Here is a 23,371-nt window from a genome sequence, read left to right as displayed (position 1 = left end):
CAGATGTCCGGCGATGACACCAGTATCAGGCCGACTGGGAGGAATGAAGTGGCCTGGGAGAGCCGTGAGTTGAAACGTCACGGGTCCGGATGTGAAACGCGCGGCTCACACCGGGCCGCCGCCACCGGGGAGTTCCGGCAGCCGGGGAGTGTAGAGCCAGGCGGTGAGCAGCGCGTCCAGGGGCTGCGTCGTGTGGCGCCGCGCCAGGGCCGTGAACTCCATGGTGGTGACGGTGGCGTGGCGGTGGGTGGCCGTCCACTCCCGCAGCACCGCGAAGAAGGCGTCGTCCCCGAGGACCGTACGCAGCGCGTGCAGCGTCAGGGCACCCCGCTGGTAGAGCCGGTCGTCGAACATCCGTGCCATGCCCGGGTCCGCGACCAGCAGATCCTGCGGCTGCTCCGCCAGCGCGGCCCGGAACCGGGCGGCGTGGACGGCGGCCGGGACACCGCCGGACACCTCCGACCACAGCCACTCGGCGTACTTGGCGAAGCCCTCGTTCAGCCAGATGTGGCGCCAGTCGGCGACGCTCAGGCTGTTGCCGAACCACTGGTGGGCCAGCTCATGGGCCACCAGCCGCTCACAGCCGCGCTGCCCGTCGACGTGGTTGGAGCCGAAGACGGACAGCGTCTGCGCCTCGACCGGCACCTCCAGCTCGTCGTCCGTCACCACCACCGCGTACTCGTCGAACGGATACGGGCCGAAGAGGTCCTCGAAGGCGGCCATCATCCGGGGCTGGCGGGCGAAGTCGTGGTCGAAGCGGTCGCGCAGCCGCGGCGGTACGGCCGCCCGCTGGGGCACCCGGCTCACCGACGTGTCCGTCAGCTCGACCAGGTCGTACAGGCCGATCTGGACGGTGGCGAGATACGTGGACATCGGCGCCGGGTGCTCGTACACCCAGGTGGTGGTGGAGGCGCTGACCGTGCACGACTCCAGCGTGCCCGCGGCGACCACCGTGTACGGCGACGGCGCGGTCACCGCGATCCGGTACGACGCCTTGTCGGCCGGGTGGTCGTCGCACGGGAACCAGGACGGCGCGCCGATCGGCTGGCCCGCCACCAGCGCCCCGTCCTCCAGCTGCTCCCAGCCCAGGTCGCCCCAGTGCCGGGTCTTCACCGGCCGGGGCACCCCGACGTACCGCACCTCGACGGTGAACGGCGTCCCGGCGGGCAGCGGGCGGGCCGGGCGGACGCGCAGCTTGTCCGCCCGGTGGGTGTAGCGGGCCGCGCGGACCCCGTCGACCAGCACCCCGTCCACCCGGAACGCGCCCAGGTCGAGGCTGAACCCGGACAGCGGCTCGCCCGTCGCGCCCGGCTCGGCGACCGCCGAGATCCGGGCCCGGCCCGAGAGCCGCCCGGTGCTCGGACGGCACGTCAGCTCCAGGTCGTAGTGGGTCACCCGGTAGCCGCCGTTGCCGTGCCCGGGCAGATACGAGTCCGCGGACCGGTCCGCCCCGACCGCGCCGCCGGTCGCTCCCTGCGCCCGGCCGCCCTTGCCCCTGCTCACTTCGCCGTACCCTCCGTCTTCCGCATGTCCCGCTCCTTCTCCGGCTGCCACGCCGCGATCGGGTTGCCCAGCCACCGGGTGCCCGCGGGCAGTTCCTCGCCGCGCATCACCAGCGACGCCGGACCCACCGTGGCACACGCGCCGACCGTGGCGCCCGGCAGCACGATGCCGTGCGGGCCGAGCGTCGCGCCCTCCTCCAGCGCCACCTCGTCCATGCGCATGATCCGGTCGTGGAAGAGATGGGTCTGCACCACGCAGCCCCGGTTCACGCTCGCCCCGGCGCCGATCCGCACCAGGTCGGCCTCCGGCAGCCAGTACGTCTCGCACCAGGCCCCGCGCCCGATGCGCGCGCCGAGCCCCCGCAGCCACCAGTTCATCAGCGGCGTGCCGGACACGGCCCCGGCCAGCCACGGCACCGCCAGCACCTCCACGAAGGTGTCCGCCAGCTCGGTGCGCCACACGAACGAACTCCACAGCGGCCGTTCGGTGGCCCGGAACCGGCCCACCAGCAGCCACTTGGCCAGCACCGCCACGACGCACGCCACCAGACCGCCCGCGAACAGCAGCACCCCGCCGCCCGCCAGCGCGGCCGGGAATCCGAACCGTCCGGCGACCGCCCCGAAGGCGGCCAGCACCAGCACCGCGAGCGCCGTGCTGCCCATGACGGGGACGATCCGGCACAGCTCGACGGCGCCGCGCGCCCACTTCAGCCGCCGCGCCGGACGGTACGTACGGCTCTGGTCGCCCTCCTCGGCCGCCCGCGGCAGCTTCATCGGCGGCATCCCGAGCCACGAGCTGCCCGCCTTGGCGCCCTTGGGCGCGGCGGACAGCACACCGACCAGACCGCGCTTGGGGACCGAGCTGCCGCCCGCGGCCATACCGGAGTTGCCGAGGAACGCCATCTTGCCGACCCGCGACTCGGCGATCCGCAGCCGTCCGCCGCCCAGTTCGTACGACGCCACCATGGTGTCGTCGGCGAGGAACGCGCCATCGCCGACCGTGGTCATCGACGGCAGCGCCAGCACGGTGGACGCCTCGACCCCGCGGCCCACCTTCATCCCGAGCGCCCGCAGCCACACCGGGGTGAACAGGCTCGCGTACAGCGGGAACAGGTGCACCCGCGCCATGTCCATCAGCCGCTCGGTGGCCCACGCCTGCCAGGCGATCCTCCCGTGGACGGGGTGATGTCCCGCGCGCAGGCCGATGCCGAGCGCACGGACCCCGGCCAGGATGAGCAGCGCGTAGCAGACCATCCCGGCCACGGTCGCCAGCGGCACCGAGGCCAGCGCGTGGAGCAGCGCCTGGCCCGCGCCATGGGTGCCCCGGACGAACAGCGCGAGGACGGCGAGGGCGGGCAGCAGCGCCAGCGCGGGCAGCAGGGTCAGCGCCAGCGAGGTGAGTCCGTACACCACGGCCCAGCGGCGGGTGCGCTCCGGCCGGTCCGCGGGCCGGTGCTGCGCCGCCTTGCCGGACTTGGCGGCCGGTACGCCCGCCCAGCGGCGCCCCGCGGGCACCGCGCCGGACACCCCGGACCCCGGGGCGACCTCCGCGCGCTTGCCGATCCGGGCGCCGGGGAAGAGCGTGCTGCGCGCGCCGACCGTGGCGCCCGCGCCGATCCGGATGCGGCCGATCCGCAGCCGGTCGCCGTCCAGCCAGTGGCCGGACAGGTCGACCTCGGGCTCGACCGCGCTGCCCCTGCCGAGCTTGAGCATCCCCGTCACCGGCGGCAGCGCGTGCAGATCGACATCCGGGCCGATCCGCACGCCCAGCGCCCGGGCGTAGTGGGTGAGCCAGCTGCCCGACAGGCCGGTGGCACCGCTCAGTTCGGCCAGCCGCTCGGCCGTCCACAGCCGCAGATGGACGCCGCCGCCCCGCGGGTACGTCCCCGGCTTCAGCCCCCGCAGCAGCAGCCGCGCACCGCCCGCGGCGATCGCGATCCGGCCCGGCGGCGATACGAAGAACAGCCAGCCGAGCGCGATCCACCACCAGGGGACGGTGGGCGCCCAGGGCGCGGAACCCAGCAGGTGCAGTGCGTTGAGGACGGCGGCCGCGGCCACGCCCCAGCGCAGCCCGGCGACCGTCAGCATCGGTAGCGTCAGCAGCGTCTGCGCCACCCCGGTGCGCCGGGGGACGGGCCGCACCGTGCGCGCAGCCGTCGCCTCGCAGCCCATCGCGTCCAGCGTCCGGGCGAGCGCGCCCAGCCGCGGGTTCTGGTAGATGTCGCTGACCGACCCGCTGGGGTAGCGGTCCCGGACGCGCGAGACGAGCTGGGCGGCGGCGAGGCTGCCCCCGCCCGCCGCGAAGAAGTCGGCGTCCGGCCCGCTCGCGGGAGTGCCCAGCACCTCGCCCCACAGCTCGGCCAGCCAGCTCTCGGTCCCGGTCAGCTCCGCCGCCGCTCCGGCCGTGCCGACCCCCGGCAGCGGCCAGGGCAGCGCGGCCCGGTCCACCTTGCCGGAGGTACGGGTGGGCAGCGTGCCGACCACCGCGAGCAGCGGCACCAGCGCGGCGGGCAGCACCTCCCGCAGCCGGTCCAGCGCGTCCCCCTGGTCGAAGCCGCTCTCCTCTTCGGGCACGACGTAGCCCACCAGCAGCTGGTGGCCCGCCTTCGTCGTCCGCACCGCGGCCGCGGCGCCCGCCACGCCCGGCAGCGCCTGCAGCGCGGCGTCCACCTCGCCCAGCTCGATCCGGCGGCCGCCCAGCTTGACCTGTTCATCGGCCCGGCCGACGAACAGCAGCCCCTCCTCCTCGGCGCGCACCAGGTCACCGCTGCGGTACGCCCGCGACCAGCCCAGCGCGGGCAGCGGGGCGTACTTCTCGGCGTCCTTCGCCGGGTCCAGATAGCGGGCCAGACCGGCCCCGCCGATCACCAGCTCGCCGACCTCGCCCATCGGCACGACCTCGCCCCGGGCGTCCACGGCGGCCAGCTCCCAGCCGTCGAGCGGCAGCCCGATCCGCACCGGGCCCTCGCCGGTCAGCTGCGCCGCGCACGCCACGACGGTGGCCTCGGTCGGACCGTAGGTGTTCCACACCTCACGGCCCTCGACCGCCATCCGCTCGGCCAGCTCCGGCGGGCACGCCTCGCCGCCGAAGATCAGCAGCCGTACGTCGTCCAGGGCCTCCACCGGCCACAGCGCCGCCAGGGTGGGGACCGTGGAGACCACGGTGATCTCCTGCTCGACCAGCCAGGGGCCCAGGTCGACACCGGTGCGCACCAGCGACCGGGGCGCGGGCACCAGACAGGCGCCGCTGCGCCACGCGAGCCACATCTCCTCGCAGGACGCGTCGAAGGCCACCGACAGACCGGCCAGCACCCGGTCACCCGGGCCCATGGGCTCCTCCGCCAGGAACAGCCCGGCCTCGGCGTCCACGAACGCGGCCGCGCTGCGGTGGGTGACGGCGACGCCCTTGGGCTTGCCCGTCGATCCGGAGGTGAAGATGATCCACGCGTCGTCGCCGGGCCCCGGGCGGCCGGGGCCGCCGTGCGGCTCGGCGCGCACCGTCATCTCCAGTCCGGCCCCGAGCACCACGCTCACCGCGGCCTCGGAGAAGACCAGTTCGGCCCGCTCCTCCGGGTCCTCCGCGTCCACTGGCACATAGGCCGCACCGGCGGCCAGCACGGCCAGGATCCCGACGTACAGGTCCGCGGTGCCGGACGGGACGCGGATGCCGACCCGGTCGCCGACGCCGATGCCCGCCCCGGCCAGCCGCCGCCGCACCCGCTCCACCTCGGCCAGCAGCGCCCGGTAGCTCAGCGCGGACGTGCCGTCGTCGACGGCGGGGGCGTTCGGATGGCGGCGGGCGGTCGCGCCGAGGACGTCCATGAGGGTGCGCTCGGCGTGGGGGCCGCGCCCCGGGAACAGGGCGGGCGGTGCCGGGGGTTCCGCGACGGGCGCGGTCAGCGGGTCGGTCAGCGTCTGGGACTCGTCTACTACAGTCATCCGGCCTCTCCGGCATCGGTGGACCGAGAGTTCGGCGACACCGTCCGGACCACCGGACCATCGGCCTCTGCCATACCGGCTCCACACTGAGCCGGGTCCCGAACACCCGCTCGCGGCTGAGGGATGCCACGAGGGCGAACACTCTTCGCGGCCCTTCCAGCGGCCGATCCGAATCCGCGGTCACCGGTCGCCGAACGGGCTTGTTCCGCCCCCCAACCGAACCGGCGCCGCATACGCCGAGCAGGCAGTTTACCCAGCGTTAACAGGAGTCCCTGGTTTCACGGAACGCCGACGGCCCCGCGCGGTGGCCGTGCGGCCCGGCCGCCCACCGCCCCCGCCCGGCCCGGGCTTCGAGGCATCGTGCCTGGTGGGAGCCGGTTTTCCCGGTGCAGTGCGGGGCCGGACGCACGGCCGGGAAGCGGCCGGTGATCCTGTGTCCGGACTCACAGGAGCCCTGGTCAGGGCGGCCCTTCTCCGACCAGCGCCTCCAGCCGGGCGGCGCTTGGCCGATCGTGCAAAGCGACCCGGGGCATCTTGGCCGATGCGCGCACCCCCGCGCCCACCCCGCTGCCGCATCATCAGACGCCATGCGGCAGTGGAAGGAGCGGGTCGGTGCAGGGTGAGAACAAGCTGACAAGGCGCCGGAGCGTGGCGGGCCTGGTCGCCGACGCGAGCGGCGGCCCGCTGCGGCGCACGATGGGGCTGAGCCAGCTCACACTGCTCAGCGTGGGCGCCACCCTCGGCACCGGGATCTTCGTGGTGCTGGGCGAGGCGGTGCCCGAGGCCGGTCCGGCGGTGGTGGTCTCGTTCGTCCTCGCCGGGCTCACCGCGCTGTTCTCGGCGCTCTCGTACGCCGAGCTGGCGGGCATGATCCCGGGCGCCGGGTCCTCGTACAGCTACGCGTACGCCACCCTCGGCGAGCTGGTGGCCTGGGTCTGCGGCTGGTGTCTGATCCTGGAGTACGGCGTGTCGGTGGCCGCGGTCGCGGTCGGCTGGGGGCAGTACGTCAACGAACTGCTCCAGCTGACCATCGGCTGGACACTGCCCGACGCGCTCGCCGCGCCACCGGGGGAGGGCGGGGTGCTGAACGTGCCCGCCGCCGTGATCGTCCTCCTCGCCATGGTGGTGCTGCTGCGCGGGGCGCGTCAGAGCGCGGTCGCCAACGCCGTCATGGTGACGGTGAAGGTCGTCGTGCTGGTGATGTTCTGCGCGGTCGCCTTCACCGCCTTCCACGCCGGGAACTTCCGCCCGCTCTTCCCGCTCGGCACCGCCGGGATGACCGCGGGCGCCGCCTCGCTGTTCTTCTCGTACATCGGCTTCGACGCCGCGTCCACGGCCGGTGAGGAGGCGAAGAACCCGCAGCGCGATCTGCCGCGCGCCATCATCTTCTCGCTCGCCCTGGTCACCGCCCTGTACTGCGCGGTGGCGCTGGCGGCGGTCGGGGCGATGCCCTGGCAGCGGTTCGCGGGCACCGAGGCCACGCTGAGCCAGGTGCTGGTGCGTTCCGTCGGCGGCGGCGACCTGTGGCCCGTCCTGCTGTCCATCGGCGCGGTCATCGCCACCACGAGCGTCGTCCTGACCGTGCAGTACGGCCAGATCCGCATCCTCTTCGCGATGTCCCGCGACGGGCTCATCCCGCCGCTCTTCTCCAGGGTTCACGCGCGGACCGGGGTGCCGCGCGCGGGCACGGTCATCGTCACCGCCTTCGTCACGGTCCTCGCCGCGCTCATTCCGCTCGGCGCCCTCGCGGACGCCACCAGCATCGGCACCCTCTTCGCCTTCGCCCTGGTCAACCTGGCGGTGCTGATCCTGCGGCGGCGCAGCCCGGAGGCGCCCCGCGGCTTCCGGGTGCCGTTCGCGCCGGTGACACCGCTGCTCGGCGTGGCCGCGTGCGTCTATGTGATGTACGGGCTCGGCGCCGACACCTGGATCGCGTTCGGCGCCTGGATGGCGGCGGGGCTCGCGGTGTACGGGCTCTACGGCATCCGCCACTCCGCGCTGGGCCGCGCCGCCACCCCCGAGAAGACCGTTCAGGAGACCACGCCATGACCACCCCCACGCCCGTCCTCGACCCGGCCTCCGATGTCGTCGCGCTCGCCCGGGCCCTGGTCGACATCCCCTCCGAGAGCGGCGAGGAGGCCGCACTCGCCGACGCCGTCGAGACCGCGCTGCGCGCCCTGCCGCATCTGACGGTCGAGCGGATCGGCGACTCCGTGGTGGCCCGCACCGGTCTCGGCCGCGACCGGCACGTGATCGTCGCGGGCCATCTGGACACCGTCCCGGCCGCCGGGAACCTGCCGGCCCGCCTCGACGCCGAACGGCTCCACGGGCTCGGCGCCTGCGACATGAAGGGCGGCGTCGCGGTGGCCCTGCGGCTCGCGGCCACCCTCACCGCACCGGCCCACGACGTGAGCTACGTCTTCTACGCCTGCGAAGAGGTCTCCGGCGACCGCAACGGCCTCGCCCAGATCGCCACCGAGCGCCCCGAACTGCTCCACGCCGACCTCGCGATCCTCATGGAACCCTCCGATGCCGGGGTCGAGGCGGGCTGCCAGGGCATGCTGATGGCCGACATCACCGTACGCGGCGCCCGCGCGCACACCGCCCGCGCCTGGCGAGGGGTCAACGCGGCCCATCGCGCCGCCGCCGTCCTGCAGCGCTTGGACGACCACACCGCCGAGCGCGTCGTCATCGACGGCCTGGAGTACCGCGAGGGGCTGAGCGCCGTCGCCGTGCGCGCGGGCGTGGCCGAGAACGTCGTCCCCGACAGCTGCGCGATCACCGTCAATCTGCGCTTCGCACCCAGCCGTTCACCCGAGCAGGCCGAAGCGTATGTGCGGGACCTCTTTCCGGAGTACGAGGTGGAGATCACCGAGGCCACGCCGGGCGCCCTCCCCGGCCTCGACCGCCCCGCCGCCGCCTCGTTCGTGGCCGCGGTGGGCGCGGTGCCCCGCCCCAAACTGGGCTGGACCGACGTCGCCCGCTTCACCGCGCTCGGCACCCCGGCCCTCAACTACGGCCCGGGCGACCCTTCCCTGGCCCACACCCCGGGCGAGTACGTACCCCTGGCCCAGCTGCGCGCCTGCGAGACACGGCTCGCGGACTGGCTCCAGCGCGGCTAGCGGCCCGCCAGCGTGCGCAGCTGGAGCCACAGCACCAGCCGCTCGTCCGGGTCGTCCAGATCGATGCCGAGCTGCGACCGCACCTGGCGGAGCCGGTAGCGGCAGGTGTTGGGGTGCACAGCCAGCAGCTTCGCCGCCCGGGCCATGTCGCAGCCCGCGTCCAGCCAGCACACCAGGGTGCGGGCGTAGTCCGTACCGTGGCCGTCGTCGTACGCCAGCACCTCCCGCCACGCCCCGGCCGCCAGCTCGCGCCGCTCGCCGAGGAGTCCGGCGAGCCGGAACAGGACGGCCCGGGCCCGCACCTCGTGCACCGCCGCGACCCTCTCGTCCGGCCGGAGCACCCGCAGCACCAGATCGGCATCCTCCCGCGAGCCGGGGATCTCCGCCGGGTCCGGCACCACCTCGCCGAGCCCGGCCCGCACCGGCGCCCGCAGCGCCTGCCCGGCGCGCCGCACGATGTCCTCCGCGAACCGCCGCTGCCGCTCCCCGGCGGTGCCGCCGCGCTCCCCGCTCACCGGCAGCAGCGCGTACACCACCCCGTCGACCAGGACGCACGCCTGCCGCCCGTAGCGGGCCTCGCACTGCAGCCGTACGAGGTCCAGCAGCCGCAGCGCGGCCTGTTCGCCGTCCGGCGCGGAGGCAGTGGAGTCCAGCGCGAACGCGGCCACCCGCAGCGGCACGCCGGGGGTGAGGCCCAGGCGCTGGGCGGCGGTGGCGGGCTCGGTGGTGCCGTCCAGCAGGCGGCGCAGCAGATCGCCGGTCAGGTGCCGGGACAGCTCGGCCGCCGCCCGCGCCCGCAGCAGCAGGAGGGCGGCCGTGGACGCGCCTTGGGCGAGCTGGGTCTCGGCGTCGGGGGCGAGCGTCCCGTCGTCCACGACCCACACGGAGCCGAGGGTCTCGCCGCCCGCCCGGACGGCGACGGCCAGCCGCGGCAGCTCGCCCGCGCCGAGGGCGGCGAGCCGGACCGGGCCCTGGGTGGCGAACAGCACCCGGTACTGCTCGGTGTTCTCCGGGCTGTCCGGCACCTGACGGCCGAGGATGCCCTGCCGCCGGGCCTCGTCGACCGGCTGCCCGGGCACGGTCGAGTACGCGAGGACGCTCTGCCGCGGATCCTCGATGACCGTGGCGCCGCCCACCGCCGCCGCCACCGCGCCCGCCAGCGAGAACAGATCCCCGAGCGCGGCCCCCTCGCCCGCCGGGGACGGCCGCGCCCCGATGGCCTGGGCGAGCAGCAGATGGACGTGGTGCCAGGCGGCGTCCTCGTCCACGGCGAGCAGGGCCGTACCGCACTCCTTCGCCTCGGCGACCGGCCCGGCCGCGCCGCGCACCACGACCCCGGCCATACCGGCGGCCGCCGCCTCCCGCACCAGCGGTCCGGCGGCCTCCGCCCGCACCCCGACGGCCAGCAGCAGGGCGCCGGGCGCCCGGGACGGCAGCGCCGCGTGGGCGTCGTACAGCAGCACCTCGGTGACGGGCGCGGTGAGACCGGCCGGGTCGGGGCTGAGCGGGCGCAGGGTGGGCTCGCCGAGAACGGCGAGGAGATCCCCGAGGGTGCGGGCGTCCATGGGTGCGGTGTCCGGGCCTTTCTCTGTGGCCATTGGCCGATCGTCACAGGACCCTAGGCCGCCTTTGTGTGCCTGGACAAGAGAAGGCCGGGTGCGGCCCGGGAGACTCGGTGCCATGACACCAGCAGTGACGATGGACGCCGGTGCGCTCGCGTCCGCCGCCGCCCACACCGCCGGGGTCGGCGTCCGCGCCGTGGACGATGTGGCCGGTATCCAGGCGGTGGCCGACTTCCTCGCCGACGTATGGCAGCTGCCGCACACCAATCCGCCCTATCCCAGCGAGGTGCTGCACAGCCTCGTGCACGCGGGCGGCGCGGTGCACGCCGCGTACGGCACCGGCGAGCGGCTGGCGGGGGCGGCGGTCGCCGTCTTCGGGCCGCCCGCCGACCGATGCGCGTACTCGTTCGTGGCGGCGGCCACCTCCTCCGACCGGGGCGTCGGCTTCGCGATCAAGCAGGCCCAGCGGGTCTGGGCGCTGGAGCGCGGGGCCCGCACCATGCGCTGGACCTTCGACCCGCTGGTGCGCCGCAACGCCCGGTTCAACCTGGTCAAGCTGGGCGCGGTCGGATCCGAGTACCTGGTCGACCTGTACGGGCCGATGAACGACGGGGTGAACGACGGCGACGAGAGCGACCGGCTCACCGCCGCCTGGGACCTCGCCCCCGGGACGGCGCACACCACCGGGGAAGCCGAAGCCGACGAGGCCCGGGCCCGCGCCGCGGTGGTCCGCCCCGCCCCGGACGGCGGCCCGCTCGCCGTACGGGACGACCGGCGGCTGTGGTGCCGGGTGCCCGAGGACGTCGTCGCGCTGCGCGCCGCCGACCCGGCCCTGGCGTTGCGCTGGCGGCACGCCGTACGGGAGGTGTTCACCGACGCGTACACCGAGGGGCTGCGCGCCACGTCCATGTCCCGCGACGGCTGGTACCTGCTCACCCCGGACACAGCTGAGGAGCCGCGCACATGAGGCTCGAACGCGTCGAACTGCTCCATGTCGCCCTTCCGCTCGTCACCCCCTTCCGGACCTCCTTCGGGACGATGACCAGCAAGGACACCTTCCTGCTGCGGGTCGTCACCGACGCGGCCGAGGGCTGGTCCGAGTTCGCCGCCGACCCGGAGCCGCTGTACTGCTCCGAGTTCGTCGCCGGTGCCGAGACCGTGATCCGCGACTTCCTGCTGCCCCGCGTCGCCGCCCTCCCCGAGCCGACGACGGCGGCCCTCGCCCCCGCCATGGCCGCCGTCAAGGGACACGAACTCGCCAAGGCGGCCCTGGAGACGGCCCTGCTGGACGCCGAACTCCGCGCCTACGGCATGCCGATCGCCACCTTCCTCGGCTCGGTCCGCGACCGGGTGCCCGCGGGCGTCTCCGTCGGCATCAAGAACTCCCTCCCCGAGCTGCTCGACGACGTCGAGCAGTACCTGGAGGAGGGGTACGTCCGCATCAAGCTCAAGATCGAGCCGGGCTGGGACCTGGAGCCGGTGCGCGCCGTACGGGAACGGTTCGGCGAGGCGCTGCCCCTGCAGGTCGACGCCAACACCGCCTACACCCTCGCCGACGCCCCTCACCTGCGGAAACTGGACGCCTTCGACCTGCTGCTCATCGAGGAGCCGCTGGCGGAGAACAACCTCCACGCCCACGCCCAGCTGCAGCGGCGGATCACCACCCCGGTCTGCCTGGACGAGTCCATCCACACCGCGAGCGACGCCGCGTCCGCGATCGCCATGGACGCATGCCGGGTCATCAACGTCAAACCCGCCCGGGTCGGCGGCTATACGGAGGCCCGCCGCATCCACGACCTCGCCACCGCCCACGGCGTCCCGGTGTGGTGCGGCGGCATGCTGGAGACCGGTATCGGCCGGGCCCCCAACCTGGCCCTCGCCGCCCTCCCCGGCTTCACCCTGCCCGGCGACACCTCGGCGTCCAAGCGGTACTTCGCCGAGGACATCACCGAGCCGTTCGTCCTGGCGGACGGCCATCTGCCGGTGCCCACCACACCCGGCATCGGCGTCACCCCGCTGCCGGACGCCCTCGCCCGGTTCACCACGGCCACTCGGGTGCTGTACGGCCGGTGAACCGGATTCTGCCATGATCGACGGCATGGACAGCGCACACGGCGGGGCGGGCAGGCCAGGCGAGGACCAGGGCTATCTGCTGGACAACCGGCAGACGGAGGCGGGCATCCGGTTCGGCGCCCTGGCCGAGCTGTTCGACCCGAGCACCTTCCGCCACGTCGACCGGCTCGGCATCGGCCCGGGCATGCGCTGCTGGGAGGTCGGCGCCGGAGGCACCTCCGTCCCCGAGGGGCTGGCGGAACGGGTCGGGCCCACCGGGCAGGTGATCGCCACCGACATCGACGTGTCCTGGACCCGCACCACGGCCACCGGAGGGTACCGGGTGATCGAGGTGCTGCGCCACGACGTGGCCGCCGACCCGCCGCCGCCCGGCCCGTTCGACCTGGTGCACGCCCGCCTCGTCCTGGTGCACGTCCCCGACCGGGCCGAGGCCCTGCGCCGCATGATCGAGGCGCTGCGGCCCGGCGGATGGCTGCTGCTGGAGGACGCCGATCCAGGGCTTCAGCCGCTGCTGTGCCCGGACGAGTCGGGCCCCGAACAGCGCCTCGCCAACCGGCTGCGCTCCGGCTTCCGCGAGCTGATGGCGCGGCGCGGCGCCGACCTCGCGTACGGGCGCACCCTGCCCCGGCTGCTGCGCGAGGCCGGGCTCGAAGACGTGTGCGCCGACGCGTACTTCCCCGTGGCGTCACCGGCCTGCACGGTCCTGGAGACCGCCACCGTGCGGCAGATCCGCGCCCGGCTGGTGGCCGCGGGCCTGGCCACCGACGAGGAGATCGACCAGCATCTGGCGAACGTGGCCACCGGACGCCTCGACCTGGCCACCGCCCCCATGATCTCCGCCTGGGCGCGCCGCCCCTGAGCGCTCCCGGGCCCCTACCTGAGCCAGCCGAACGACAGCTCCACCGCCCGCTGCCAGTTCTCGTACTCCGCCTGCCGCCGCCGCGGATCCATCGCGGGCAGCCACTGCCCGGCCCGGTGCCAGTTGCGGCGCAGCCCCTCCAGGTCCGGCCAGTAGCCGACGGCGAGCCCCGCGGCGTACGCGGCACCCAGCGACACGGTCTCCGAGACCATCGGCCGCACCACCGGGACGTCGAGCACATCGGCCAGGAACTGCATCAGCAGATTGTTGGCCGTCATCCCGCCGTCGACCTTCAGCGCCTTCAGCGGCTCGGGCGAGTCGGCGTTCATGGCGTCCACGACCTCGCGGGTCTGCCAGCCGGTGGCCTCCAGCACCGCGCGGGCGAGATGGCCCTTGGTGATGTACGAGGTGAGGCCGACGATGACGCCGCGCGCGTCGCTGCGCCAGTGCGGGGCGAACAGGCCCGAGAAGGCGGGCACGATGTAGCAGCCGCCGTTGTCCTCGACGCTGCGGGCCAGGGTCTCGATCTCGGGTGCGCTGTGGATCAGGCCCAGCCGGTCGCGGAACCACTGCACCAGCGAGCCGGTGACGGCGATCGGCCCCTCCAGGGCGTAGACGGGCGGCTCGTCGCCGACCTTGTAGCCGACGGTGGTGAGCAGCCCGTGCCGGGAGCGGACCAGATTGGTGCCGGTGTTGAGCAGCAGGAAGCTGCCGGTGCCGTACGTGCACTTGGCCTCGCCGGGCGCGAAGCAGGTCTGCCCGAACAGCGCCGCCTGCTGGTCGCCGAGGGCGGCGCCGATCCGCACGCCCGGCAGCACCTCCCGCGCCACTCCGTAGCCCTCGGCGGACGGGCGGATCTCGGGCAGCATCGCCCGGGGCACCCCGAAGTAGGACAGCAGCTCGTCGTCCCAGGTGAGGGTGCGGATGTTCATCAGCATGGTGCGGCTGGCGTTGGTGGCGTCGGTGATGTGCAGCCCGCCGGACGGACCGCCGGTGAGGTTCCAGATCAGCCAGCTCTCCATCGTGCCGAACAGCACCTCGCCGCGCTCCGCGCGCTCCCGCAACCCCTCGACGTGGTCGAACAGCCAGCGGATGCGGGGCGCGGAGAAGTAGGTGGCGGGGGAGAGCCCGCAGCGGTCGAGGAAGAAGTCGTCACCGGTGCGGCGCCGCAGCTCCTGGACGAGCGCGTCGGTGCGGGTGTCCTGCCAGATGATCGCGTTGCCCACGGGATGGCCCGTATCGCGCTCCCACACCACCGTGGTCTCGCGCTGATTGGCGATGCCGATGGCCGCGATCTGCTCGGGCCCGGCGTCCGCGTCGCGCAGCGCCCGGGGCACCACGCGGCGCAGGTTGGACCAGATCTCGGCGGGGTCGTGCTCCACCCAGCCGGGCTTGGCGTAGTGCTGCCGGTGTTCCCGCTGGGCGACGGAGGCCAGCCGCCCCTGGTGGTCGAAGAGGATGCACCGGGTGGACATGGTGCCCTGGTCGATGGACATCACATAGCGTTCAACCATGGCCTTTGCCTGCCTTCGGGCGGGTGCGAGGGCGGGTACGAGCGGGGCGCGGCGGGCCGCATGGGGGTCACCAGCGGGCCGCGCCGAGGTCGCGGGAAATGGCCCGTGCGGCGTCCCGGGTCAGGCCGACCAGCGACGGCTGGGGCCTGCCCTTGCTGTCGCAGACGCGCTCCACGGTGCCGGACACCCCGACGGCGCCCACGACCAGGCCGCCCTGGCCGCGTATCGGCGCCGCGATGTCCGCCTCACCCATGACGGTTTCCTGGACCGCGGCCGCCCATCCGGCCTCCCGGATCTCGCCCAGCGCCTGGTGCAGCGCGGACGGGGAGGCCAGCGTGTGCCGCGTATAGGTCTCCGGCTCCGCTTCCAGTACCGGTTCCACCGGCGTCGCCCCGAACGCCAGCAGGACCTTGCCCAGGGCGCTGGCGTGCAGCGGCAGCAGCGAACCGACGTCCAGGGTCTGGAAGGTGTCGTCGGGCCGGAAGACATGGTGGACGATGAGCACCTTGCCCTCCAGCGGCACCCCGAGCCGGACCGCCTCCCCGCTGCGGGCGGCGAGCGCGTCGGCCCAGTTGAGGGAGCGGGACCGCAGCTCGTTGATGTCGAGGTAGCTGGTTCCCAGGTGCAGCAGCGCCGCGCCGAGCTGGTACTTGCCGGTGGCCCGGTCCTGCTCGACGAAGTCGACGCTCTGGAGGGTGCGCAGGATTCCGTGCGCGGTGCCCTTCGCCAGACCCAGCGAGGCGGCCACCTCGCCCAGTCCGAGCCGACCGGAACCCTGGGCGAGCAGCCGCAGGATCGCCGCCGCCCGCTCGATGGACTGCACCGGGCCGGCCATGACGTGATCGTAGCTCTTCGGGCATGCGTTCACCCCCGCACGGGAACGTTCGGTAATGCCGACCAGGATTCGTTGACCCCGCCGGTCGTCGCCCATAGCGTCCGTATCAGGACATGAGGAACACGACCGGCGGAGTATCCGGAAGGAGGAGATATGGCGGATCAGCTGACCATGCCGTGGACCGGCGGAGCGTACGTCGATCATCACTTTCCGGTGCCGCATCTCCACGAGGCCGTCGCCAGCGTGCGGCGGCGGGCGCACGCGCTGCTGGCCGACTGGGGGCTGGCCGCCGAGACCCTGGAGGACGCGCTGCTGGTGGTCTCGGAACTGATCACCAACGCGGTTCTGCACGCCCTGCCCCCGGCCGTTCTGCGGCTGCGCTGGAGCGAGAGCAAGGGATGCGGCACCCTGCACATCGCGGTCACCGACGGTGGACCGGCACCCCGGGGCGCGGACCCGGCGGAGGAGGCCGAGCCCGATGAGCACGGGCGCGGACTGGGCATCGTCACCGCGCTCTCGGCCCGGCACGGCACCGACCCGGGCCACGGGGGAATCGTCACCCGGTGGGCGGAGATGCCCGTCGGCTGACCGGCGCGGGGCGGCGGGCCGGTTCATGTGCGCTCGTGCGGGGAGATGGCGAGGACGGCGACGTCGTCGTGGAGCGCGCGGGCGTGGGCCGGCAGATCCGTGTTGAGGAACTCGATGACGTCGATGGGCTCCGGGGGCGGCGCCCCGGCGAACCGGTCGCGCAGCCGGTCCAGGAGGGGGTAGAAGGCCCCCGTCACATCGCGGGCCTCGATCAGCCCGTCGGTGCACAGCAGCAGCACGTCGCCGCGCAGGAAGCGGTGGTGGACGGGGACCGGGCTCTCTTTCGCCAGCGATCCCAGGCCCAGTGGCAGCGACGGCGGCCCGCTCAGCGTCATCACCTCGCCCCGGGAGATCAGGACGGGCTCGATATGCCCGTGGTTGATCACCGTCAGCCGGTGCGCGAGCGGGTCGTACTCGATCAGCGCGGCGGTGACGAACAGCTCGTCGTCCGGGATCTCGGCGGCCTCCCGCGCCATCCGGCTCTCCAGCCGGGTACAGACCTGCCCCAGATCCCCCGGTTCGTAGGCGGCCTGGCGGAAGCCGCCGAGCACATCGGCGACGGTACGGACCGCCTGCAGCCCCTTCCCCCGGACATCGCCGATGATGGCCCGCTCACCGGTCCGGGTGGCGCGGATGTCGAAGAGATCACCGCCGATCATGGTCCCGGCCTCGGCGGGGCGGTAAAGCCCGGCCGTCAGCACGTGGCCGACCTCGTGCGGCAGCGGCCGCAGCAGGGTGCGCATCAGGGCCTCCGTCACCGTGGCCGCGTGCACCAGCTGCTGCTCCTGGCGCTTGCGGTGGGCGGCCAGCGCGGTGCCGAGGGCGCCGACCAGGGCGGTGGAGAGGTACGAGGCGACGTAGTGGCGCTCGAAGAGATAGCCGACGCTGCGGCCCGCGCAGCACGGGGTCCCGGCCAGCACCCCCTCGAAGACCACGGTGAACAGCGTGACCCCGGCGACCCCGGCCGGGCCGAGCGTGAACGCGGCCACCACCGGCAGGGCGATGAGCAGGAAGCTCACCGGCCACTGGACGGGGGTGATGGGCTCGATGGCCAGGATCGCCGCCACATAGAGGACCGGCAGCCAGCGCAGCCAGGCCGGGGGAGCGGGTACGCCCCGCAGCGTGTCCCGGGCCGGTGGCGTCACGCTCCTGGGCGCCTTGGAGCGCACACTCAGCCCTTGTCCGGCCCGTCGCCCACGACGCGCATCACGCTCCCCTGTCCCAGGTGACGGGGAGCCGGTGCACCCCGTAGACCAGCATGTCGTCGCGCAGCGGCACCTCCTCGGTCGGCACCGCCAGCCGCAGCGTGGGGAACCGCCGGAGCAGCGCCGGATAGCCGGTCCGCATCTCCAGCCGGGCCAGGTGCTGGCCCAGGCACTGGTGGGCGCCGTCGCCGAACGCGATGTGCCCGGTGGCGTCACGGGTGACGTCCAGGCCGTCGGGGTCCGGGAACCGGGCCGGGTCCCGGTTGGCGGCGGCGATCGAGGCGACCACGGTCTCCCCGGCCCGCACCCGCGCCCCGGCGATCTCCACGTCCTCCCGCGCCACCCGGACCGTACCGAACTGGACGATGGTCAGATAGCGCAGCAGCTCCTCGGCCGCGTCATCGGCCCGCTCGGGACGCTCGCGCACCAGCCGCGCCTGCTCGGGATGGCACAGCAGCGCGAAGGTGCCCAGGGCCAGCATGTTCGCCGTCGTCTCATGACCGGCGATGAGCAGCAGCAGCCCCACCCCGGTCAGCTCCGCGTCCGAGAACGACGCCGCCGCGTCCGCGTCGTGCACCAGCCGGGACAGCAGCGCCCCGTCCGGCCGCCGCCGCTTGGCCGCCACCAGGTCCCGCATGTAGTCCCACACCGCGTCCCGGGCCGCGAAGATCTTCTCCTCGTCCTCGTCGATCCGGAACAGGGTGGCCGACCAGCCCTGGAAGGCGGTCCGGTCGGCGTACGGAACCCCCAGCAGCTCGCAGATCACCAGGGACGGGATGGGCTGGGCGAACGCCCGCACCAGATCGGCCGGCGGGCCGGCGCGCTCCATCGCGTCCAGATGATCCGTGACGATCCCCTCGACGCGCGGCAGCAGCTCCCGCGTCCGCCGCGCCGTGAACCACCGCGAGAGCAGCCGCCGGTAGCGGGTGTGCTCGGGAGGGTCCATGCCGATGAACGAGCCCAGCCGGCGAGCGTCGTCCTCCCGGACCGGAAACGCCCGGACCGGCGACGAGGCCCGGACGCGGTCCGAGCTGAAGCGGTCGTCCGCGAGCAGATCGCGGACATCGTCGTAACCGGTGAGCAGCCAGCCCGTCTTCCCGTCCGGAAAGGCCAGGCGGGCGGCCCTCCGCCGCGCGCGGAGCGCCCCATACGCACCGGGCGGGTCGAACGGGCAGCCGCGATGCCGGGGCAAGGAGACCGGGGACGGCCCGGATGAGGTGACGGACACGGATGCGCTCCCTTCCACCAGCCCTTCACATTCGAGCGTAATCGGTATAAAGCGGGCCTACTCGGCGTGGCTCGCGGTGGACGGGAGGGGGCAGCGGGCGGCGACGACGATGGCCGCGTCATCGCCCACCTCACCGCCCGCGTGCTGGAGCAGGCTGTCGCGGAGGTGGTCCGCCAGGGACTCCGGGCTGCCGCCGCGCCAGGCCGCGACGCGGTCGGCCAGCGGGAAGAAGGCGCCGTCCGCGTCGCGGGCCTCGATCACCCCGTCGGTGTGCAGGACCAGCAGGTCCTCGTCCTCGAAGCCGAACGTCTCGACCGCGCAGCCGTCCCGCGGCGCCATGTCCAGCCCCAGCGGCAGCGCGGGCTCGCCCAGCTCCAGCGTCCGTACCGCGCCCCGGCGCACCAGCAGGGGCGGCGGATGGCCGCAGTTCACCATTCCGGCGACCGCGCGGTCGTCGTACACGTCCACCACCAGGGCGGTGACGAACGACTCCTGGGCGGCGCCTTCCTCCACCGCGGTGTGCACCCAGTTCCAGCGCACCGCGTTGCCCAGATGGTCGGCGATGCCCGGCAGCGTGAGATCGCGGTAGGCGGATCCGCGGAACGCGCCGATCAGCACCGCCGCGTCGCCGATGGCGGACAGCCCCTTGCCGCGCACATCGCCGATGAGCAGCCGGGTCGCGCCCTCGGTGCGGACCGCGGCGTACAGATCACCGCCGATCTGGGCCTCCTCCTCGGCGGACAGATAGACGGCGGCGATCCGCAGTTGCCCGACCCGGTCGGGGAGCGGCCGCAACAGCACCTCCTGCGCCGCCACGGCCACCGACCGCACCTGCGACAGCCGCCGCTCCCGCCGGTCGGTCACATACCGGAACGCGGTCACCAGCGCCGAGATCACCACCAGGGCGCCGATCTGCGACTGGTGGTTCGCGGTCATCGGCCCCCCGTGCAGATGCCCGATGGCCACCTGTGCCCCCACGGCCAGCACCCCGACCGCCCCGGTGGCTAGCGGCCCCGCGAACGAGGCGGTGACGGCGGGCGCCACGGCCAGGAAGGGGCCGAGATGCACGGCCTGCGGGGTGTGGATGTCGATCAGTGTGATGGTCAGGATGACGGCGAGCGGAAAGAAGAGCAGCGCCGGGTTCGACCGCGATGACCTGACGGGCGGGGCGGGGGCGTGCCGAACGCGCATACCTCCTGCTTACACCCGTTGTCCCCGCGATGCCCGGCCTCCGCCCGCCCCGCCGTCGGGGCCCCTCACAGGCCGAGCGCGTCCAGGCTCGCCTCGACCGCCAGGACGCCGCCGAGGCCGAGCACCGCGAGCACCGTGGTGTACGTGGTGCGCGCCTTGATGGCGTCGATGACGGAGAGGTTGAAGTACTCCTTGAACATCCAGAAGCCCGGGTCGTTGACGTGCGAGAAGGCGATGGAGCCGCAGGAGACCGCGAGCACCATGAGTTCGGGGTGGACCCCGCTGCCGTCGAGCAGCGGCTGCACCACCCCGGCGGCGGTGACGACGGCGACCGTGGCCGAGCCGAGGGCGATCCTGAGGATGACCGCGATGAGCCAGGCCAGGAAGATGGGGGACACCGGCCAGTCGTCCGTCAGATCCTTGATGTAGTCGGATATCCCGCCCTCCACCAGGACGCCCTTGAAGGCGCCGCCCGCGCCGATCACCAGCAGGATCATCGCCATCGCCTGGGCGGCCGAATTGCATGACGTGCTGACCTCCGCGAGCCCCCGCCCGATCCGCGGACCGAACGCCCACAGGGCCAGCAGCAGGGTGAGCAGCAGGGCGATCGGCGCCGAGCCGATGAAGGTGACGAGGGGCAGCGCCGGGTTGGAGTCGGGTACGGCCATGTCGTACACCGCCGCCCCGGCTATCAGGACCACCGGGAACAGCGCCACCGACAGCGACCAGCCCAGGCCGGGCATCTCCTCGTCGCTGAAGGTGCGCTCGGTGACCAGGCCCTGGGGGATCTCGGGGTTCATCCGCCGGATGAACGGAAGCCGCGGCCACACCAGGGCGATCAGGGCGCCGAACGGTACGGCGAAGAAGAGGCCGTAGAACAGGGTCAGCCCGACCGAGGCGTCGAACGACGCGGCCACCGCGGTGGGTCCGGGGTGCGGCGGCAGGAAGCTGTGCATGGTCGACAGGGCGATGGACATCGGCAGCCCGACCCACAGCAGGTTCGCCCGGGTGACGCGGACGATGCACGGGTCAATAAGCGTGCGCCACCTTGTTGTTGGGCGCGCCGCAAGGGCTCATCCCACGGTCGGATGGACTTTCAGCCGATCTGTCGCGCAAGCGGCTTGTATGTGCTCATGCTGGCCCCATGACGGAAGAGGGCGAGAACGTCCCCGCCTATCGGACGGTCCGGGTGGCCGCGCCGGAGGCGCCGGTGGCGGCGGTGGCGGATGTGGAGGCATGGCGGTCGCGGGAGGTGTATCCGGAGATCCTCTCGGCCGGCGGACCGGTGTTCGGGGTGGTGCGGGAGTGTGAACAGGGCGGCTGGGAGCTGGTGTCGCCCTTCTCGGGGCTGGCGCCGCAGGACGCCCGCGAGGGCATGGGCTGTCAGTTCCGCAAGATGGCGCGGGAGGCGGAGGCCACCGGTGACCGGGTGGCCCAGAAGGAGTGCCTGGCGGCCGCGGAGCGGATGGACTGGGAGGTCATCGACGAGATGACGGTCCTCGGCGGCCGGTTCCGGGTGGTCCGGGCCGAACGCTTCCTCCGCTCCGGCCCGGTGGGGCCCGAGCCGCCGCGGATCACCGACCTGGATCCGGCGCCGCCGGGGGAGGCGCACAGGGCGCCCGACCCCACCACGGGGTTCGTCATCGATCCGGTGACCGCCACCGGGGTCTCCGACGGCATCCTGAAACTCGAACTGCTGTCGATGCTCCCCAAGCGGGGCAGCGTCCCCCGGGAGGTGCGCGACGACTGCCTGCGCGCGGCGGATACCCACCCGGGAGGCGTGCTGCTGCCGCCGACGTTCATGACGGTCGAGAAGTCCGCCGGGGAGTGGCGCTCCGACTGTACGGGGACGTCCACCACACCTCAGGGCGCACGGGACACCCTGGCGCTGGAGATGCGTGTCCTCATCCCCTGGAAGCTCGGCCTCGAACCTGCCGAGCGCGCGCCGTACACGGCCGCGGCGGACCGGCTGGACACCGAGCGGGGTGATGAACTGGAGGTGCTGGGGCGGCTGTTCCGGATCGTGCGCGTCGAGCGCCTGGTGCGGATCGGGCCGGACGGCCCCGAGGGCCCCCGGCCCTCCGACTGGGACCCGCAGCCGCCGGTGAAGCTGCACGACCAGCAACTGCGCGACCAAGGCCTGCTCACCGACGATGACGAGGGCGACGACGAGGATGGCGAACTCGAACTCGACGCGCACACCCGGAAGCTGGCCGAGCTGTTCAACGAGGAGGAGGCCCGCCGCAAGGCGCGCCAAGAGGGGCGCTGAGCGCCGCCGGTGTCAGCTGATGAGAGCCTCGGCCACCGCGGAGACGGCGCCGACGGCCACCCCGTAACCGGGTAGGGCCAGCAGTGGCCAGGGGACGGGCGCGGGCACGAGCGCCCGCCAGTGGAAGGCGTAATCCCCGTACTCGGGCATCCCGTCCGTCCCCGGCAGCACCATGAAGCGCGGCTGGACCGTGCAGAACAGCCACCAGTCCAGGACCAGCAGATCGGCGAGGACGAGGACGAGGAAGGCCACGCCACCGAAGACGAAGCCGGGCCAGAAGCCGAGGGTGCCCTCCGCCCGCCCGTGCAGGTCCAGGACGCCCACGACCGGGACGGCGACGAACAGCAGCGCGTTGAGCAGCCCCATCACGGTGGCCGTGCGCTGGCCCCGGGCGCTCTGCGGGCCGTGGCGCTCCCGGATCGCGGGCGGACAGTCGTCGAGCAGCGCGTCCCGCGCCACCAGTAAGCCGCCCACGATGACCGCGGTGAACAGCGCTGTAAGGACGAGCGCGTATCCGAGGCTCACCATCATCACGTCCGACCAGCTCATGGCGGATCAGCATAGAATCGATAGTGAGGATTGCCTAGCCTAAGTTTCCGGTGCGGGGCGACCCGTCGCCCCGCACCAGATGCCGGGTGAGCCGGGAGGGTCAGACCTCCAAATCGGCCTCGATCTTGCGCAATTGGTGGCGGGCCATCGCCAGGTTGGCCCGGTTCTTGTCCAGCGCCAGGTAGAGGAACAGCCCCTGGCTGTTCCGGCCCTTCAGCAGCCGGATCAGGTGGTACTGGGAGCCGAGGGTGATCAGGATGTCCTCGATGCCGTCCTTGAGGCCGAGCTGCTCCATGGTGCGCACCTTGGCGCGGACCACGTCGGTGTTGCCCGCGGCCGCCACCGTCAGGTCGAGTTCCTTGCCTCCGCCCAGGGTGCCCAGGGCCATGCCGCTGGAGTAGTCGACCAGCGCGACGCCGAGGGTGCCCTCGATGGACGTCATCGCCTCTTTGAGCGCGGTCTGGGTGTTCGCCATGATCTGGCAGTTCCTTTCGATGGTTGGTGCGTTGGGTGGTTCGATCGGACGGTGTGGCTCAGCTCTGCTCGGCCTTGCCGAGCGCGTCGCCCACCAGCTCGGCGACGCGGGCGCCGGACCGGCGGGCCTCCATGTGCAGACGGCCCACGTTGGTGCGCCCGTCGGCCAGCACGGTCAGGACGGCGGCGGGGCCCGCGGCATAGGTGGCGACGTAGCCCTCCTCGCCGCGGACGAGCAGTTCACGGAAGGCGCCCCGGCCGGTGGCGTGGGCCAGGGACTGGGTCACCCCGAGAGCCGCGGCGGTCAGCGCGGCGACGCCCTCGGGTTCGATGGCGGCCGTGTCGTGGGCCAGCACGAGACCATCGCTGGTGGCGACCAGGGCGCCGGTCACATGGATGACGCGGGCCCGCAATCGGCGCAACTCGTCCAGGACTTCGGGTTCGGCGGCCAACAGCTCTCT

Annotated in this window: 18 protein-coding genes and 1 pseudogene; 7 read left to right on the top strand and 12 right to left on the bottom strand. The window is 73.5% G+C overall.

Annotated elements, in window-relative coordinates:
- Positions 1 to 105 precede the first annotated feature (105 nt).
- A complete protein-coding gene (locus ACZ6CL_RS31315) occupies positions 106 to 1,503 on the bottom strand; it encodes a M1 family metallopeptidase (protein WP_468941785.1) in 1,398 nt (465 codons plus the stop codon).
- The gene (locus ACZ6CL_RS31310) at positions 1,500 to 5,441 is read right to left on the bottom strand and encodes a Pls/PosA family non-ribosomal peptide synthetase (RefSeq protein WP_468941782.1); all 3,942 of its coding nucleotides are present in this window, start codon (positions 5,439 to 5,441) and stop codon (positions 1,500 to 1,502) included. The genes ACZ6CL_RS31315 and ACZ6CL_RS31310 overlap by 4 nt, the downstream gene beginning before the upstream one ends.
- Positions 5,442 to 6,008: 567 nt before the next feature.
- Here ACZ6CL_RS31310 and ACZ6CL_RS31305 point away from each other — a divergent pair.
- Both ACZ6CL_RS31305 and dapE read left to right on the top strand, forming a co-directional pair.
- Positions 6,009 to 7,490, top strand: coding sequence for an amino acid permease (locus ACZ6CL_RS31305; RefSeq protein ID WP_468941874.1), 1,482 nt, complete (start codon positions 6,009 to 6,011; stop codon positions 7,488 to 7,490).
- Positions 7,487 to 8,563 (top strand): succinyl-diaminopimelate desuccinylase, encoded by a 1,077-nt coding sequence (dapE, locus tag ACZ6CL_RS31300; RefSeq protein ID WP_468941779.1) that lies wholly within the window; start codon positions 7,487 to 7,489, stop codon positions 8,561 to 8,563. Before ACZ6CL_RS31305 ends, dapE begins: the two co-directional genes overlap by 4 nt.
- On the opposite strand, the gene ACZ6CL_RS31295 is transcribed toward dapE, so the two are convergent.
- Complete coding sequence (locus tag ACZ6CL_RS31295) at positions 8,560 to 10,161, bottom strand: PucR family transcriptional regulator (protein ID WP_468941777.1); 1,602 nt, start codon at positions 10,159 to 10,161, stop codon at positions 8,560 to 8,562. The genes dapE and ACZ6CL_RS31295 overlap by 4 nt on opposite strands.
- Before the next feature lie 82 nt (positions 10,162 to 10,243).
- On the opposite strand from ACZ6CL_RS31295, the gene ACZ6CL_RS31290 reads away from it, so the two are divergent.
- The 3 genes from ACZ6CL_RS31290 to ACZ6CL_RS31280 are packed head-to-tail and all read left to right on the top strand — an operon-like array spanning position 10,244 to position 13,057.
- Positions 10,244 to 11,092 carry a chorismate synthase gene (locus tag ACZ6CL_RS31290; protein ID WP_468941774.1) on the top strand — a complete coding sequence of 283 codons (849 nt, stop codon included), beginning with the start codon at positions 10,244 to 10,246 and terminating at the stop codon, positions 11,090 to 11,092.
- Positions 11,089 to 12,198 carry an o-succinylbenzoate synthase gene (gene menC / locus ACZ6CL_RS31285; RefSeq protein WP_468941772.1) on the top strand — a complete coding sequence of 370 codons (1,110 nt, stop codon included), beginning with the start codon at positions 11,089 to 11,091 and terminating at the stop codon, positions 12,196 to 12,198. The genes ACZ6CL_RS31290 and menC overlap by 4 nt, the downstream gene beginning before the upstream one ends.
- A gap of 25 nt (positions 12,199 to 12,223) precedes the next feature.
- On the top strand, positions 12,224 to 13,057 hold the full coding sequence (locus ACZ6CL_RS31280) for a class I SAM-dependent methyltransferase (RefSeq protein WP_468941770.1): 834 nt from the start codon (positions 12,224 to 12,226) through the stop codon (positions 13,055 to 13,057).
- A 14-nt stretch (positions 13,058 to 13,071) separates the two neighbouring features.
- On the opposite strand, the gene glpK is transcribed toward ACZ6CL_RS31280, so the two are convergent.
- Both glpK and ACZ6CL_RS31270 read right to left on the bottom strand, forming a co-directional pair.
- Positions 13,072 to 14,571, bottom strand: a complete 1,500-nt coding sequence (gene glpK / locus ACZ6CL_RS31275) for a glycerol kinase GlpK (RefSeq protein WP_468941767.1) — start codon at positions 14,569 to 14,571, stop codon at positions 13,072 to 13,074.
- A gap of 67 nt (positions 14,572 to 14,638) precedes the next feature.
- Positions 14,639 to 15,406, bottom strand: a complete 768-nt coding sequence (locus tag ACZ6CL_RS31270; RefSeq protein WP_468941765.1) for an IclR family transcriptional regulator — start codon at positions 15,404 to 15,406, stop codon at positions 14,639 to 14,641.
- 153 nt (positions 15,407 to 15,559) lie between these two features.
- Here ACZ6CL_RS31270 and ACZ6CL_RS31265 point away from each other — a divergent pair, with 153 nt between their 5' ends.
- Positions 15,560 to 15,994, top strand: a complete 435-nt coding sequence (locus tag ACZ6CL_RS31265) for an ATP-binding protein (RefSeq protein WP_468941763.1) — start codon at positions 15,560 to 15,562, stop codon at positions 15,992 to 15,994.
- A 23-nt stretch (positions 15,995 to 16,017) separates the two neighbouring features.
- Here ACZ6CL_RS31265 and ACZ6CL_RS31260 read toward each other — a convergent pair whose 3' ends face one another.
- The 4 genes and pseudogenes from ACZ6CL_RS31260 to ACZ6CL_RS31245 form a co-directional block, all read right to left on the bottom strand.
- Positions 16,018 to 17,139, bottom strand: coding sequence for a PP2C family protein-serine/threonine phosphatase (locus ACZ6CL_RS31260; protein WP_468941761.1), 1,122 nt, complete (start codon positions 17,137 to 17,139; stop codon positions 16,018 to 16,020).
- Positions 17,140 to 17,200: 61 nt separating this feature from the next.
- Positions 17,201 to 18,427, bottom strand: a complete 1,227-nt coding sequence (locus ACZ6CL_RS31255) for a cytochrome P450 (RefSeq protein WP_468941758.1) — start codon at positions 18,425 to 18,427, stop codon at positions 17,201 to 17,203.
- Between the two features lie 57 nt (positions 18,428 to 18,484).
- Positions 18,485 to 19,618: a PP2C family protein-serine/threonine phosphatase gene (locus tag ACZ6CL_RS31250; protein WP_468941755.1), complete on the bottom strand. Its 1,134-nt coding sequence runs from the start codon at positions 19,616 to 19,618 to the stop codon at positions 18,485 to 18,487.
- A 65-nt stretch (positions 19,619 to 19,683) separates the two neighbouring features.
- Positions 19,684 to 20,640 (bottom strand): annotated as a pseudogene (locus tag ACZ6CL_RS31245) (gluconate:H+ symporter); the annotation flags it as partial.
- Positions 20,641 to 20,762: 122 nt separating this feature from the next.
- On the opposite strand from ACZ6CL_RS31245, the gene ACZ6CL_RS31240 reads away from it, so the two are divergent.
- Positions 20,763 to 21,887: a DUF5954 family protein gene (locus tag ACZ6CL_RS31240; protein WP_468941752.1), complete on the top strand. Its 1,125-nt coding sequence runs from the start codon at positions 20,763 to 20,765 to the stop codon at positions 21,885 to 21,887.
- A gap of 12 nt (positions 21,888 to 21,899) precedes the next feature.
- Here ACZ6CL_RS31240 and ACZ6CL_RS31235 read toward each other — a convergent pair whose 3' ends face one another.
- From ACZ6CL_RS31235 to ACZ6CL_RS31225, 3 genes are all read right to left on the bottom strand, one after another.
- A complete protein-coding gene (locus ACZ6CL_RS31235) occupies positions 21,900 to 22,436 on the bottom strand; it encodes a hypothetical protein (RefSeq protein WP_468941750.1) in 537 nt (178 codons plus the stop codon).
- A 100-nt stretch (positions 22,437 to 22,536) separates the two neighbouring features.
- Positions 22,537 to 22,911, bottom strand: coding sequence for a hypothetical protein (locus ACZ6CL_RS31230; protein WP_468941748.1), 375 nt, complete (start codon positions 22,909 to 22,911; stop codon positions 22,537 to 22,539).
- 58 nt (positions 22,912 to 22,969) lie between these two features.
- The gene (locus ACZ6CL_RS31225; RefSeq protein ID WP_468941746.1) at positions 22,970 to 23,362 is read right to left on the bottom strand and encodes a roadblock/LC7 domain-containing protein; all 393 of its coding nucleotides are present in this window, start codon (positions 23,360 to 23,362) and stop codon (positions 22,970 to 22,972) included.
- Between the last annotated feature and the right edge of the window lie 9 nt (positions 23,363 to 23,371).

It is taken from the genome of Streptomyces sp. NPDC041200, assembly GCF_055591805.1.
This window is presented reverse-complemented; position numbering and strand designations above follow the sequence as displayed.